General features: G+C 40.5%; 12 protein-coding genes. 5 read left to right on the plus strand and 7 right to left on the minus strand.

Annotation, left to right across the window (positions count from 1 at the left end):
- Positions 1 to 69: 69 nt before the first annotated feature.
- Both ABJF57_RS16630 and dinB read right to left on the minus strand, forming a co-directional pair.
- Positions 70 to 3,114 (minus strand): DNA polymerase III subunit alpha, encoded by a 3,045-nt coding sequence (locus tag ABJF57_RS16630; protein ID WP_462232460.1) that lies wholly within the window; start codon positions 3,112 to 3,114, stop codon positions 70 to 72.
- Positions 3,056 to 4,261, minus strand: coding sequence for a DNA polymerase IV (dinB, locus tag ABJF57_RS16635; protein WP_462232461.1), 1,206 nt, complete (start codon positions 4,259 to 4,261; stop codon positions 3,056 to 3,058). The genes ABJF57_RS16630 and dinB overlap by 59 nt, the downstream gene beginning before the upstream one ends.
- 226 nt (positions 4,262 to 4,487) lie before the next feature.
- Between dinB and ABJF57_RS16640 the strand changes: the two genes are divergently transcribed.
- The 3 genes from ABJF57_RS16640 to ABJF57_RS16650 all read left to right on the plus strand — a co-directional run bounded on the left by ABJF57_RS16640 (position 4,488) and on the right by ABJF57_RS16650 (position 7,150).
- A complete protein-coding gene (locus ABJF57_RS16640) occupies positions 4,488 to 6,320 on the plus strand; it encodes a YfiR/HmsC family protein (RefSeq protein WP_462232462.1) in 1,833 nt (610 codons plus the stop codon).
- 1 nt (position 6,321) lies between these two features.
- The gene (locus ABJF57_RS16645; RefSeq protein WP_462232463.1) at positions 6,322 to 6,696 is read left to right on the plus strand and encodes a response regulator; all 375 of its coding nucleotides are present in this window, start codon (positions 6,322 to 6,324) and stop codon (positions 6,694 to 6,696) included.
- Positions 6,697 to 6,781: 85 nt separating this feature from the next.
- Positions 6,782 to 7,150 carry a response regulator gene (locus ABJF57_RS16650; RefSeq protein ID WP_462232464.1) on the plus strand — a complete coding sequence of 123 codons (369 nt, stop codon included), beginning with the start codon at positions 6,782 to 6,784 and terminating at the stop codon, positions 7,148 to 7,150.
- An 81-nt stretch (positions 7,151 to 7,231) separates the two neighbouring features.
- Here ABJF57_RS16650 and ABJF57_RS16655 read toward each other — a convergent pair whose 3' ends face one another.
- Positions 7,232 to 7,843 (minus strand): hypothetical protein, encoded by a 612-nt coding sequence (locus tag ABJF57_RS16655; RefSeq protein WP_462232465.1) that lies wholly within the window; start codon positions 7,841 to 7,843, stop codon positions 7,232 to 7,234.
- 120 nt (positions 7,844 to 7,963) lie between these two features.
- Between ABJF57_RS16655 and ABJF57_RS16660 the strand changes: the two genes are divergently transcribed.
- A complete protein-coding gene (locus ABJF57_RS16660) occupies positions 7,964 to 8,680 on the plus strand; it encodes a hypothetical protein (RefSeq protein ID WP_462232466.1) in 717 nt (238 codons plus the stop codon).
- 4 nt (positions 8,681 to 8,684) lie between these two features.
- Here the strand turns inward: ABJF57_RS16660 and ABJF57_RS16665 are convergent, their stop codons facing one another.
- Complete coding sequence (locus ABJF57_RS16665) at positions 8,685 to 9,146, minus strand: YybH family protein (protein ID WP_462232467.1); 462 nt, start codon at positions 9,144 to 9,146, stop codon at positions 8,685 to 8,687.
- 82 nt (positions 9,147 to 9,228) lie between these two features.
- On the opposite strand from ABJF57_RS16665, the gene ABJF57_RS16670 reads away from it, so the two are divergent.
- The gene (locus tag ABJF57_RS16670) at positions 9,229 to 10,455 is read left to right on the plus strand and encodes an alpha/beta hydrolase-fold protein (protein ID WP_462232468.1); all 1,227 of its coding nucleotides are present in this window, start codon (positions 9,229 to 9,231) and stop codon (positions 10,453 to 10,455) included.
- A 4-nt stretch (positions 10,456 to 10,459) separates the two neighbouring features.
- Here the strand turns inward: ABJF57_RS16670 and ABJF57_RS16675 are convergent, their stop codons facing one another.
- From ABJF57_RS16675 to ABJF57_RS16685, 3 genes are all read right to left on the minus strand, one after another.
- On the minus strand, positions 10,460 to 13,072 hold the full coding sequence (locus ABJF57_RS16675; RefSeq protein ID WP_462232469.1) for an ABC transporter permease: 2,613 nt from the start codon (positions 13,070 to 13,072) through the stop codon (positions 10,460 to 10,462).
- 23 nt (positions 13,073 to 13,095) lie between these two features.
- A complete protein-coding gene (locus ABJF57_RS16680) occupies positions 13,096 to 13,434 on the minus strand; it encodes a PadR family transcriptional regulator (RefSeq protein ID WP_462232470.1) in 339 nt (112 codons plus the stop codon).
- A gap of 88 nt (positions 13,435 to 13,522) precedes the next feature.
- A complete protein-coding gene (locus ABJF57_RS16685; RefSeq protein WP_462232471.1) occupies positions 13,523 to 13,708 on the minus strand; it encodes a hypothetical protein in 186 nt (61 codons plus the stop codon).
- Positions 13,709 to 13,723 lie beyond the last annotated feature (15 nt).

The following is a 13,723-nucleotide window of genomic DNA, read 5'->3' on the forward strand; positions in this document are numbered from 1 at the left end:
ACATAGAATGAACTGGATTTATCAATTGATAACATTAAACATCGGTAATGATTTTTTCTAAAATGAATGTTACCTGGCAACTGCACGGATCATCTCTTTCGATTCGTCTTCTAAATTTACGTAATTGATCTTTTCCATTTTATCTACCTCTAGGCTGTGAAATTCAAATTCTTCCACCACCTTGCCTGTAAGCTTGTAAACACCTCTGCCTCTAAACGGATATCGTGCAGCTGAAGGGGGGAAGTGTACTGTATCAATGAACTGCCCTTTCAGGTCAATGAATGTTCCAAAGCACATACGTTTGCCATTCGATGTGCCTGTGTTTTTGATGGTCACCAGATAACCGAGCATTTCTACACGTCGATTTATGTGATTGGCTAATTCTTCCGATAAAATGCCTTTTCTTCCTTCTTCAACCAAGTCAAATGGTGAGCAAAGAGGGAAGCCAAGTAGATCCATTTCGTCCAGTGCATCTTCTCGCTTATCATGATGAAGAGGAGGAAGCGTCCATTGTTTAATTGGCACTTTGAACAGCCCATTTTTTGCACGACTCACGCCAGCTCCCATTGTGAAATGTACTTGCCACAAAATATCTTTCTTTTCACCAAAATCCCGCAGTGCACCTATTCGCACCAGCAGCTTGATTTGTTCTAGTGATACAGCTATTCGATTTGTGAAATCATCTAAGTCCAGGAATTTTCCATTTTTTTCTCTCTCTGCAATAATCATTTCAATGGTGACATGGTTTAAGTCTTTCACCATACCTAATCCCAAATAAATGGTCTTTCCAAAAATTACTGCCAGCCCTTCGCTATTATTGACACAAGGAGCTTCTATTTCAGCACCGTACATACGTGCTTCGTGTACGTAAAATTCGGTACGATAAAAACCACCCCCATTATTAATCACAGCTACCATATATTCCAGGGGGTAATATGTTTTTAGGTATAGTGCCTGGTAGCTTTCTACGGCATAGGATGCAGAGTGACCTTTCGCAAATGCGTAACCAGCAAAACTTTCAATCTGTCGCCAGATGTCTGCGGAGAGCTCGTAAGAATGGCCCATATCTTTGCAATTTTGAAAAAACTTATCCTTTACTTTTAAAAACTCATCTCTGGAGCGGTATTTACCAGACATCCCTCTTCGCAGCATGTCTGCTTCGCCAAGATCAAGCTTGGCAAATAGGTGTGCTACTTTGATTACATCCTCTTGATAGACCATCACACCATAGGTGTCAGGCATGATATCTTGCAATATGGGATGAGCATCTTTTCGGCGATCAGGGTAGCGATATCGTAAGATATACTCACGCATCATGCCAGACTTGGCAACCCCTGGACGGATGATAGAACTGGCCGCTACTAACCCCAGGTATTCATTTACCTGTAGTTTTTTCATGAGCATCCGCATGGCCGGCGACTCGATGTAGAAGCACCCGATGGCATCCGCATTTTGCAGCTTATTGTTCAGCTTAGCGTCGTTTTTAAACACTTTGAAGTTATGGATGTCTACTTCGGGATCATCAGGACAGTTTTGCTTGATCACTTCTATGCAGTCTCTGATTTTCCCTAATCCTCGTTGACTCAGAATGTCGAATTTGAAGAGCCCCACATCTTCTGCGATAATCATATCGAAATGAGTGACGGGGTATCCTTTGGGAGGAAGTGAAGTAGCGGTAAAATAGTGAATGGGCCGATCTGCAATGAGGATTCCTCCTGCATGAATGCTTAGGTGACTGGGGAAGTTTGTTAGCCTTGCACCATATCTTCGAATCAGACGCCCGATATGATCCAGGTCTTTCTCTTCAGCTTGCCCGACTTTTTCAATTTCGTGTGGGGGTAAACCAAAGACTTTGCCCAATTCGCGAATAATTGCACGACTCTGAAATGTGCTATATGTTGCTAAGAGGGATACCTGCCCATTCTCACCAAACCGCTCAAATATGTATCTGGTAATATCATCTCGGTCCTTCCAGGAAAAATCAATATCGAAATCAGGCGGGTTTTGTCTGAAAAGATTAATAAACCGCTCAAAGTAGAGATCTAACTCAACCGGATCAACATCTGTAATTCGCAGTAGATAAGCTACAATGCTATTGGCACCACTTCCACGACCTACATAATAGTATCCTTTTTTTCGCGCATACTTTAAGATATCCCAGTTGATTAGGAAATAGGATACAAACCCCTTTGACTGGATCATTTGAAGCTCCATGTTCAACCGATCGATAATCTGTGACTTGGGATTTTCTCCATACCTGTATGGCAACCCCTCATGGCAAAGCCTGGCGATCATCTGAATGTCTTCTTCTTCTGATCCGGCATATATTTTTAAGTTTTGATGATTAAGCGGATCGTTGAATTGGAATTTGATGGAACATTGCTCAAGTAATTTTTTTGTGTTGAGAATTATTTCCGGATAGTTTTTATAGGCTTCAAACAGTTTTCCAACAGGATGCATCACATCATTGGCGTCACCTTCTTCTGTTTTGGGTAATCTGCTGAGCAGCATGTTGTTGTCGATGCTACGGAGTAGCCGATGCATGTTGAATTGAACCTTATTGTCTTCACCACCTTTGAATGAAACTGTTTGTAGAATCACCAACTTGTCCAGGTGATTTACCCATTTAGTCAGCGACAGTTTTATGATGTCTCGTGGGCGGATACCTAAGCGTTCGTTTTTGCGAAGTTTCTTGTTGAATGAAAAATGGAAGGGATAGATTGTGAAAGCATTCTTAAATTTTGGAGCACACTCAGGGAATTCTTTTTTCTTATGCAGATGCTCGGAAAGGTATTCGTTCAGTTCTTGAAAGCCTTGGTTGTTTTTAGCTATCCCGATAAACTTTTGCTGTGCTCCATTTCTAAAATCGATACCCAAAATAGGTTGGATATCAAATTTGGTAGCTAATCGAACAAAATTCAGACTGCCGGCGGTGGAGTTGATGTCTGTGAGTGCCAGTGATCCAATTCCGCATTGTTGAGCAGTGGCGAGTAGTTCTTCTTCAGATAGCGTGCCGTACTTGAAACTGTAGTATGTGTGCGTATTGAGATACATCTCATTTTGCTTTTGATATCCTTGTATCACCCTTGAAAGGATTGAATGTGCGAATGGCATTCATACCCAATGCTTTAGCACGGACAATGGATCGATCGCCGTGCTTATGCCTGAGCCAGTCCATTTCCTGATATAGATTGATGACTTCACCAGAATCCTCAAATAGATTGATTTGGTAATTGCCGTGTACCAGGCTGCTAAATCTTACGCCTATTAGCCTGACTAGGAGTCGTCTATCATAAAGTTTTTCAAATAGCGAAATCACTTTGGGAATTAAAATGTGATCGGCTGAAGTATAAGGGATTCGTATCTGCTGTGTATAAGTATTGAAATCAGAATAACGAACTTTGACAGCAACACACGCAGTTAATTTACTTTCCTGCCGCAGTTGATATGCCAGGTGCTCGGTCATTGCCAATATGATATTTTTTAGACGAGTAATGTCAGTAGTATCCTTATTGAATGTTTGCTCGGTCGAGATGGATTTTCGCTCTGAATATGGGATGACAGGGGAGTGATCTATGCCGTTTGCTTTTTCCCACATGACGGCACCATTTTTTCCAAAGATTTGCACGAGCATGTCCTTTGGCATTTCCTGCAATGTGTGTACTTTCCGTACACCGAGTCCTCTTAAAGTTTGCTGGGTTTTGTTCCCAATCATAGGGATTTTCTTTACAGATAGAGGTGCCAGAAAGGATTTTTCAAGTCCGGATTGGACCCAGATTTTGTTGTTGGGCTTGGCTTCTCCTGTTGCAACTTTCGATACTGTTTTATTGATAGAAAGTCCGAAGGAAATAGGGAGACTTGTTTCCGCGATCACCTTATCTCTGAGTTCAGTAGCCATTTTATAGCATCCGAAGAAACGATCCATTCCGGTCAGATCGGCATAGAACTCATCGATAGATGTTTTTTCAAAGACAGGAACTTTTTCCCGAATGATCTCTGATACGTCCATGGAAAACTTAGTGTAATCCGTATGGCTGCCTTTTATCACGATTGCTTCCGAGCAAAGCTGCATTGCCAGCCGCATAGGCATGGCTGAATGGATGCCAAATTTTCTCGCCTCATAGCTACAAGCGGCAACTACACCTCGATCACCGGAACCTCCAATGAGGATGGGCTTTCCTTTCAATCGGCTGTCTCGTAACCGCTCCACAGATACAAAAAAGGTGTCCAAGTCCAAGTGTAAAATGAAGGAGTTAATCATGCGATAAAATTACTAATATTTTTAGTAAAATATACTTCTTAATTAATTAGCTATTCGTCTATTCAACCCCAAGACTTATCTAATTGCTTGTATGAACCCATTTAAAATACCTATATTTCCTGCTGTCACCAGTCCTATAATGCAGTATATAAAAGGGATAATATTATTTTATATAACGTTTTTGTTATGTCATTTCGTTGAGGCTCAGACTGATCGTCAGAAGCAGATGGTTACCTATACATATTCTTTTATCAAGAATATCGAGTGGCCAGAGAAAGAAACACCTTTCAAAATTCACATAATTACCACGGATAATGGACTGAAAGATCATTTTAGAGCTACCAGCCAGAAGGAAGTATTAGCAGGCAGATCCGTAGAGGTTAGTTTTACAAGCTACGTGATCATACCACAAGATGCCGATGTAATTTTTGTGACTAATCGATATAATCCAACCATTCCTTCCTTACTAGATCAGATAAGCGGTAAATCAATTCTTTTCATCTCGGATCATTTTGATAAGCAACGTGATGTGATGATCAATTTTTTATCATCTAATACAGGAGAGTTGACATTTGAGTACAACCGAGCAAACATTGTATATCAAAATCTGGAAGTCAAACCAGGTATGCGAGAGCTAGGAGGTAGCGAAGTAGATTTGGCAAAAATATTTAAGCAGGCACGTGATTCCATTAGGTCAATGGAGCTTAGAGCACTTCAGCTAAAGGCCAGATTTGATTCAATGAGTTTTGACGTGGCGGCTGCAGTGGGAATTTACCGCCAACAACAATCTCTTATCCAAGAACGTGATTTAGAAATTGCTTTAAGACAGAATCAAATAAAGAGGCAAGGAGAAGTTCTGGATAGCCTGTCTGCGGAATTCGCAGAGTCAGAGAAAAGGCTGATTGATTTAACCCAAACATTGGACTTGCGAGAAGCAGAACTCCTTACGCTGGGTGATGAAATTGATCAGCAAAAAGAAAATGTAGCAGAAGGAAACAGAACGCTGGATGAACAATCAAAAAGGATAGCTGAGCAAAATGATGAAATAGCGCAAAGGGAAGAGCGTTTGAATGAAATGTCCAATGTGGTCAATTCGCAGCAGAGCGCACTGGTATTTCTTGTATTATTTCTTGTGGTTTTGGTAGGGCTTTCATTTCTCATCTTTACGGCATATCGGGCCAGGAAGCGAGCAGCCAGGAAGCTAGCAGAGCAAAAAGAAGATCTTGCTCACTTACTCGACGAACTTCAGGAAACTCAATCTCAACTGGTGCAGTCAGAAAAAATGGCGTCCCTTGGTACACTTACCGCAGGCATAGCGCATGAAATTAATAATGCGATCAACTTTGTCTATTCTGGTATTCATGTTCTGAGTGATAAATTCACTGAAATAAGACCGGTAATTTCTCAAGTGACCGAATTAAAACAAGATGATAAGGACTTGAAAAAGTCCATTGAGAAGTTGGTGAAAGATCGAGAGGAAGTTGACTATGATGGCGCACAAGGTGTCATTGATCAAATGATCAATAGCATAAAGGTAGGAGCAGAGCGTACCACTGAGATTGTAAAAGGATTGCGAATCTTTTCACGGTCTGAGACAGAGCAAAAGACAAAAATCGATATTCATAGTGACATTGATGTCGCCTTGCTACTACTCAATAGTAGACATAAGGACGCCATTAGTATCAACAGGAAGTTATCTGATCAGCACATGGAAGTAGATGGCTATAAAGGCCAACTGAGTCAAGCTTTCCTAAATATCATTAGTAATTCTATTGATGCGGTAGCACCAAAAGGAAAGGAAGGAAAAATTGATATCGAAACGTCATTCGACGGTAAAAGGGCTGAGGTGAAAATCACGGATAATGGGGTTGGTATGTCTGAAGATGATATACAAAAGATTTTTGATCCTTTTTTTACTACCAAAAAAGTAGGAGCTGGGACGGGTCTGGGGCTATCCATTACATATGGGATCGTTGAACGTCACGGAGGCACCATTGCGGTAAACTCTCAAATTGATCAGGGAACAGAATTTATAATTAAACTACCTTTAGCGAGCTAAAATGAGCGAAACAAAACCATCTCTTATTTATTTGGACGATGAGGAAATCAACCTTATTCTCTTTCGGGAAATGTTTAAAAAAGATTTTGAAATTTTCACCACCACGTCACCCGATGATGCCATAGAGTATGTGAAAGGCCATAACCTGGATTATATTCTTACAGATCAGCTGATGCCAATAATGACAGGCGTAGAGTATTTGAAGGAATTAAAAGAACTGGGAGTTTCAGATAACTCGATGAAAGTAATTATATCTGGTTTTACACAGGAAGGTGAAGTAGATGCAGCGCTTGAAACAAAATTGATCGACAGTTTTGTGAGTAAGCCATGGTCTTATCAGAACTTGAAAGAACTATTGCTCAGTAGACGCGGTTAATTCATCGAAATCAATTTGTTGTTTTACGAACTAGATCATTATTCAATTAAATTTGTTCCATAACGACATATCTATTTAGAAACATATGAGTGAGAGTAAGCCAGCGGTAATATATCTAGATGATGAAGAGATCAATCTTCTTCTTTTCAAGGAAATGTTTAAAAAGGATTTTGAAGTTTTCACCACTACTTACCCTGAGGAAGCACTCGAGTATCTAAAGAGCCACGATGTAGAATATGTGTTTACAGATCAGCGCATGCCGATCATGTCAGGTGTCGAGTTTTTACGAGAGTTGGAGGAAATGCAAGTCACGGTTGCTCCCAAAAAAGTAATGATTTCAGGTTACGCAGCAGAAGGAGAAGTAAGTGAGGCAATAGAGCAAAAACTCATCGATCGTTTTGTTGATAAACCTTGGACATACAGCGGTCTGAAAGAAGTTATTAGTGCCATTTGAGTTTAGCCTAGACTTGTTCACCCTTATGGGAGAATGGATAGTGCCCATGTAAATGCCATTTGCAGCGGCTTTTTAGAATAGTTATTCAATCAAATGCTGATTGGTGATGTGCTCGACTACATCGTCGATAAATTTCTTTTTGGTTTCCATGTTTTCTGCGGGATTATGAATGAGGCTAGATGCTCGCCAGATCACCGTTTCCTCGTTTTCTTCATGTTTCTCCTTTAGATCATAAAGCGTTGCTATCATGAAATACTTTTCCGGTCGTTCGTAGTAATTCGAGTTGTAGGTATGAAAAGACCTTCTCCTGAAATACATCTTCTTGAATCTGTTATAGTCTTCAGGCATCATGTACGTTTCATCGTTTTCATGCAATATTTTGATCACCAGTACAGCATCTACTTTGTTGACAACAATGAGGTTTGAGATACTATCTTGGTTATGATCTAGCTCGGTCACTTCTTGAGGGAAAATTTCAATGCCCTCAATGGCATGGAAACCGGACTTCTCCAATTGAGTGACGGCCTCTTTCTCATAAAATTTTCGTTGATCAACCTCGTGCGAGAGGCCAACTACTACAAGTTTGTTGAAATGTGCGCCCTCATATGGTTCACGTTTCCATTCATTATCAAAATCAGAGGAGCAAGCACACAATAAGATAAAAGAGAGCAGAAATAAGTGCCTGTGATTCATGTTATGTAAAATAAGAAACGTTTCGCTTATTGGGCTTGCAAACGGACTAAATCAGTATGCAAAATGTGTACAGGTAGGAAATGTGTTTGAAAAACGTCCAATAGATCATAATTTAACTGAATGAAACGGGTACTTACATTCGGCATTGGTTTTTTCGTTTTGACCTATTGCAATTCGCAGAACTTGCTTGACTCAGAAGAGTGGAGCGCATTCTTCACAGAACGACCTTACTTAGATAAAGCTCAGAGTATCAACGATAATACTTTTTGGGAAGTTGATGCCAGCTATACGTATTACACTTCTTATCCTGTGTTGCTCGTATATCAGGATGGTGGAGCAGTTGAAATCAATTGGTCTTACAGCGGGCTGGCCACTTTAATAGATAAGAAGACGGCATTGGAGGATATGGATTTCGATCGATATGAAAAAGAGAATTTAGTATACATCGTTTTTGACGGATACCTTTTTAAAAACCCAATGGTAGGAAATGCCATCGAAGGCGATTTCATGATTGTGTATGAAGAAGGCCCTATTAGTATTTATCGTGAATATTATACCTCACCAATCACCAGAGATAATATTTCTTCTGCATTTGCTATTTACAAAGAGAGCCAGTTGGATGATAGCTTCTATTTAGGAAAATTCGAAAAAAAAGCTGCAAAATTGGTCAGCGATTATCCTAAGCTAGCTGATAAAATCAAAGATAGAATTCTAGGTTATCGCAATGAGGAGGATGATATCATCCGTATTGCGCGAGAATACAACGCACTTGTCCAAGAAAACAATCCTTATCGATATGAGGATCATTACCTGAAGTTTTGGCAGAGTAGATTTTAAGAGATTAGTCCCATACAAATTTCCAAGAACCATCTTCTTGACGTTTCCATACTGTATGGAAAACTCCCGTATTGCTTTGCATAGTTCCAAGCGAGTCTCTCTTTGAAAACACGTATTTTCCGTAAGTGTACGCCATATCTCCAGATTGCGAGACGTCAATAAAATCTGGTGCCCACGTAAGTGAAACATCAGGATTCACTCCTAAGTCATCATACTCTTCAAAAAGTGCTTTTTTTCCAATCACCAATTTATTTCTTCTCTTAAGCGCGACTTCTTCTGCAGCGTAGGCTCTGAATGCATTCGAAATTCCATCTTGAGCTGCCATCTGTGCAAAATCTGTTTCTGCCTGCATTATTTCCTGTTTCCACTCTTCGATCGCAGGCTCAGCTGAGCTTGATTGGCATCCTGCAAAAAGGATCAGCAAAATGCCGAAAATGAATGGTTTAACTCTTTTATGTGGGTTCATACGTTTGTTAATGAGCTGTTAATTTCAATTTACGGAATCTTATTTGAATTAAATAGTTTGATATTGGACCAAATTCAACAAAATGTACAAGACACTATTTACAATTTGCCTGTTTTTGCTATTTGGCAACCTCTTTGCCCAAGAGGATATTGTCGTTGGCAAAACGTACGATATTTATTCCGAGAGCCTGACTCAGCAGATCAAGTTGCAAGTCTATCTCCCAAATGCCTATGACGAGGTAGAGGAAGACTATCCCACACTATACATACTGGACGGTCAATGGTTTTTCACCAATGGAGTGACGATTCAGGAATCGCTGCGTGGTGACAGATTTATGCCTAAAATGATTGTAGTGGGGATCAATATGGTGGATAGACCCTATCGTTCGAAATTGTTTAACCAATGGGACAACCTCATCGCATTTATTGAATCTGAATTGGTGCCGTTTGTCAATGAATCATTTAGAGCTTCTGATCAAAGGATTGTTTTTGGTTGGGAAAATAGTGGTTTTCTGGCGAGTGAGCTTGTCTTAAGAGAAAACAGCCCCTTTGACTGTGCCATCGCTTCAAATGGAGCCTATATCAATGAAGACTTGCTTGGATCGCTGGAGCTTCAAGAAGAACGATTTTTCTTCATTGGGGGCTCAAAGAAAGACATCTACTCAATTAGTGATACAGATGAGGCAGCAGAAGTCTTAGCGTCAAGTGATTTGGAGAATCTAAATTGGAAATATCAACTCTTCAATGAAGAAGTTCATGAATCTCTGACCTACACTTCGCTATATCACGGTTTGAAATTTTTCTATCACAATTACAGCTCTTTAGTCTTTAGCTCCATGGATGAATTTTATGATAAAGGAGGAATGCCTTACCTCAGACAATATTTCAAAGAACGTGGTGGGCGATTTGGGTTTTCCACCGAAATAGATGCATCTACGAAAAACAGCCTGATTTGGCTGGCTTGGAAAAGGGATAAGTTTGAGTCATTTGACCTGTTTATGACCGAGTTTGAAGATGTACTTTCCACCAGGAGGTATGCCAATGCCTATTGGCAAAACAGGCTGGCACAGTTCTACTTGAAGTATGGATCTTATGACAAAGCAATTTCCTTTTTCAATCGGGGTATTGAAGCATATTCGGAGGAGGAATATACCGCTGAGATGCACGCTGGACGCGGCTTAGCCTACCATGGAAAAGGAAACAAAAAACTAGCAAAAAGCAATCTGAAAAAAAGCGTTGAGATTGCTAGCTCTCAGGATGATCCAAGGCTGAAGGAATATCAGGAGCAACTCAAACGAGTAAGAAACTAGCTTCTTACTCGTATTTCAATGTTTCCACGGGATTGGCATTTGCTGCTTTCAATGACTGGCTGCCTACCGCAATGAGTACCATTATAAGCGATGTGATACCAGCCACAACGAATACAATTGGTCCTATATTGATGCGATAGGCAAAGTCCTGAAGCCATTGATCAGCTAAATAATATCCTGCTGGGATTGAAAGGATAAATGATATCCCAATGAGTAATAGGAAACGATTGCTTATCAAAATGAAGATGGATCGGATAGACGCTCCAAGTACCTTGCGCACTCCAATTTCTTTAGTGCGCTGCTGAACGGAAAAAGAAGCTAAGCCAAATAAACCCGAGCAAGCGATGAAAATGGCTAATAGGGTAAAGTAGCGGGTCGCACTAGCCAGTCGCTCTTCCTTAAGGTACTGATCCTGAATTTTCTCGTCTAGAAAGGCAATTTCAAATGGCCAATCCGGAATGGCTAGCTCCCATGCAGATTCAATATGATCGAACGTTTTGAGTAGATCATCAGTGTTCGCTAATTTCAAACTCACCTCACTTCCAACATTATTTTGCATCATGCGAAAAACACTTGGGATCACAGGATTGTACAGACTTTCAAAGTTGGCATCAGCGAGAATACCAACCACCTTAATATTTTGAGGTACGCTATTACCACCTGGAAGAAAACTTAAGGTTTTACCGATGCTTTCGTTTAAGGTCCAACCCAGTGCTTTTGCAGCTGAGGCATTGATCAAAATGCCTGATTCAATATCACTGGAGATGTTTCTATCCAAGGCTCTTCCATGGATTACATCCAGGTTAAACATGTCTATGAAGCCATCACCAATCCACTTAATGCCAAGCAAATAAGTTTCTTCATCGTCACTGCCCACAATCTTAAATGTATTGGTGTAAGCAGAAGTCCCGGCGATATACCCACGGTGGATGTTCCGTACAGCTGGGATCGATTGTATTTCATTTTCAAAAACTTCGTATTGATCCTGAGATAAATTTCTTCCGTGTCGCAAGATTACCATCTCGTCTTTGTCGAATCCTAAGTCTTTGTTTCTAAGGAAATCCAACTGGTCGTTCACAATCAAAATTCCGATAAATAGGAGGTTGCAAACTACAAACTGTCCGATAATCATCATCCGGTTAAAGCGCTGCTTCGATTTATTAAGATCAAACTTTTGTACAGCATTGACCCGAATAACCGAAAGTGAAGGTTTTAAAATGGATAACATGGCAATTCCCAGTGCAATACCGATGGCACTCGCTATGAAGGGCGCATCATTATAGTTGATAGATAAGGACTTATTCATAAACTCATTGAAGAATGGAAGGGTGGACCATGAAATGATGAGGGCCAGTGTTGATGCAATGGAAATTAAAATAAATGCTTCAGTGAGAAATTGAGAGACCAACTGATGCTTAGCAGCACCCATAATTTTTCTCAAGCCAAGCTCCTTCAATCGTTCATTTGCCTGGGCGGAGGTTAGATTAATGAAATTGATGCACGCGATAAATAGGATGAGTACTGCAACGGCGGCAAAAGCATAAATCTGAGTCATACTCCCATTGGCTCTAGCCTCCGTAGACTTATTGGATTTTAGATGGATATCATACAAAGGTTGTATTTCAAGAGAGAAACCTTCTTGCTTATCAGTGTTTAGATATTCATCTGCTATTGCTTGAATTTTCTTTTCAAAAGCATCTCGATCAGTTTGCGGCGGGATGTATGCATAAATCCATGCAGCAGCCCAGTTCCAATCCTTTTCGAGATCATAGGTGTATTTGCCCCAACCCATCCATCGTTGACGCTGCAACTCGATGGGTAAAAGTATATCAAAGGTGATGTGTGAATTATCAGGAACATCTTTCATGACGCCTGTTACTATCAGATCATCCTCGTTTTTGTATCGCATCACCTTTCCCATAGGATCTTCATTTCCGAAGTATTTTTTTACCATTTTTTCTGTCAATACAATACTTCTTGGATCCTCTAGCGCAGATTTTGGATTCCCTGCCAGAAACTCAAAATCAAAGAGATTGAAGACATCAGTCTCGGCAAAATAGACGCCCTCTTCGGTGTACTTTTTGTTATCGTATGAAAGCAGAGGAGTATCTCCACCCCAGTAGTAAAATCGTGCTACTTTGGTTACCTCTGGGTAATCAGCTTCTAAAACAGCCTTTATCGGGAAAGGAAGCTTTGCAGCCCTTCGTGTAGAGTTTGGTGTTCCCAATTGATAGGAAAGCCGGATAATATCTTCTCCTTTGGTGTGGAAACGATCATAAGAAAGCTCGTCCTTTATGAATAGCGCTATAAGAATCACCGCTGAAAGCCCGATGGCTAGTCCAATGATATTGATGGACGAGTACGTGAGATGTCTTCGCATAATGCGAAATCCGATTTTGAAATGGTTGATAAACATATTGGAGGAGTTTGCGAATGGATTTAGTTTCCCTTTGCGGATGGCAAACGGTTGAAAAAATGAAAGTACACTTATTAAGTACCAGAGATTGGCACGAGTGCTGGATGTATGCGCTCTACGCTGAGCGTATCCAACCAGTAGGTCTCCTTCAATTGCTTCGCAAAGATCTTCTCTGCAAAACCATCGGAATAGGTTTGTCATCCATTTAGGAGGGTAGGGCTGGCTCATGATTTACCTCCTTCCCATACTACCTGAGGAACGTTGTTCCACATCTTGTTGCGCAGTTCTTTAGAAAGCGAGAGCGCCTTCTTTCCTGCAGCGGTCATTTCATAAAGTCGCTTTCGGCGACCACCTCTTTCGGAAGTAGCACCTCCCATTTGGGAGGTGAGGTAGCCTTTGTCTTCCAGACGCACGAGTACTTTATGGACTGAGCTGATCATTGGCTGACGCCCACTTTGATTTTCCAGCTCCTTCTGTATCGCCAGCGAATGTGCATCGTCGTTGAGTATGCCTACAGTAAGAAGAATGAGTTCTTCAAATTCACCTAGGTATGTTCCTTTCATGTCGTTATTAGTTTCACCTTTGTCTATAAACTGGATGAAAAAAATAAGGTTACGTGAAATGAACAATTTCTTTCACCTTTGTCTAAAGCTAAATTAGATTCTTATGCAAATCATTGATAGCGTCAAGTCTCGTTGGACCATACCCCCTGAGGATTTCAAAACCCGCATAGTCAATTAAACTGGCAGTATACTCATCGTTATAAAATTCAAATTTTAAATGATTGAGTTTGTCTTCACACAATGTAAGGTTTTGTGGTTCTTGTATGTCTTTCATGATTTTTTGGTTACA

This window comes from Ekhidna sp., assembly GCF_039940915.1.
Lineage (GTDB): Bacteria > Bacteroidota > Bacteroidia > Cytophagales > Cyclobacteriaceae > Ekhidna.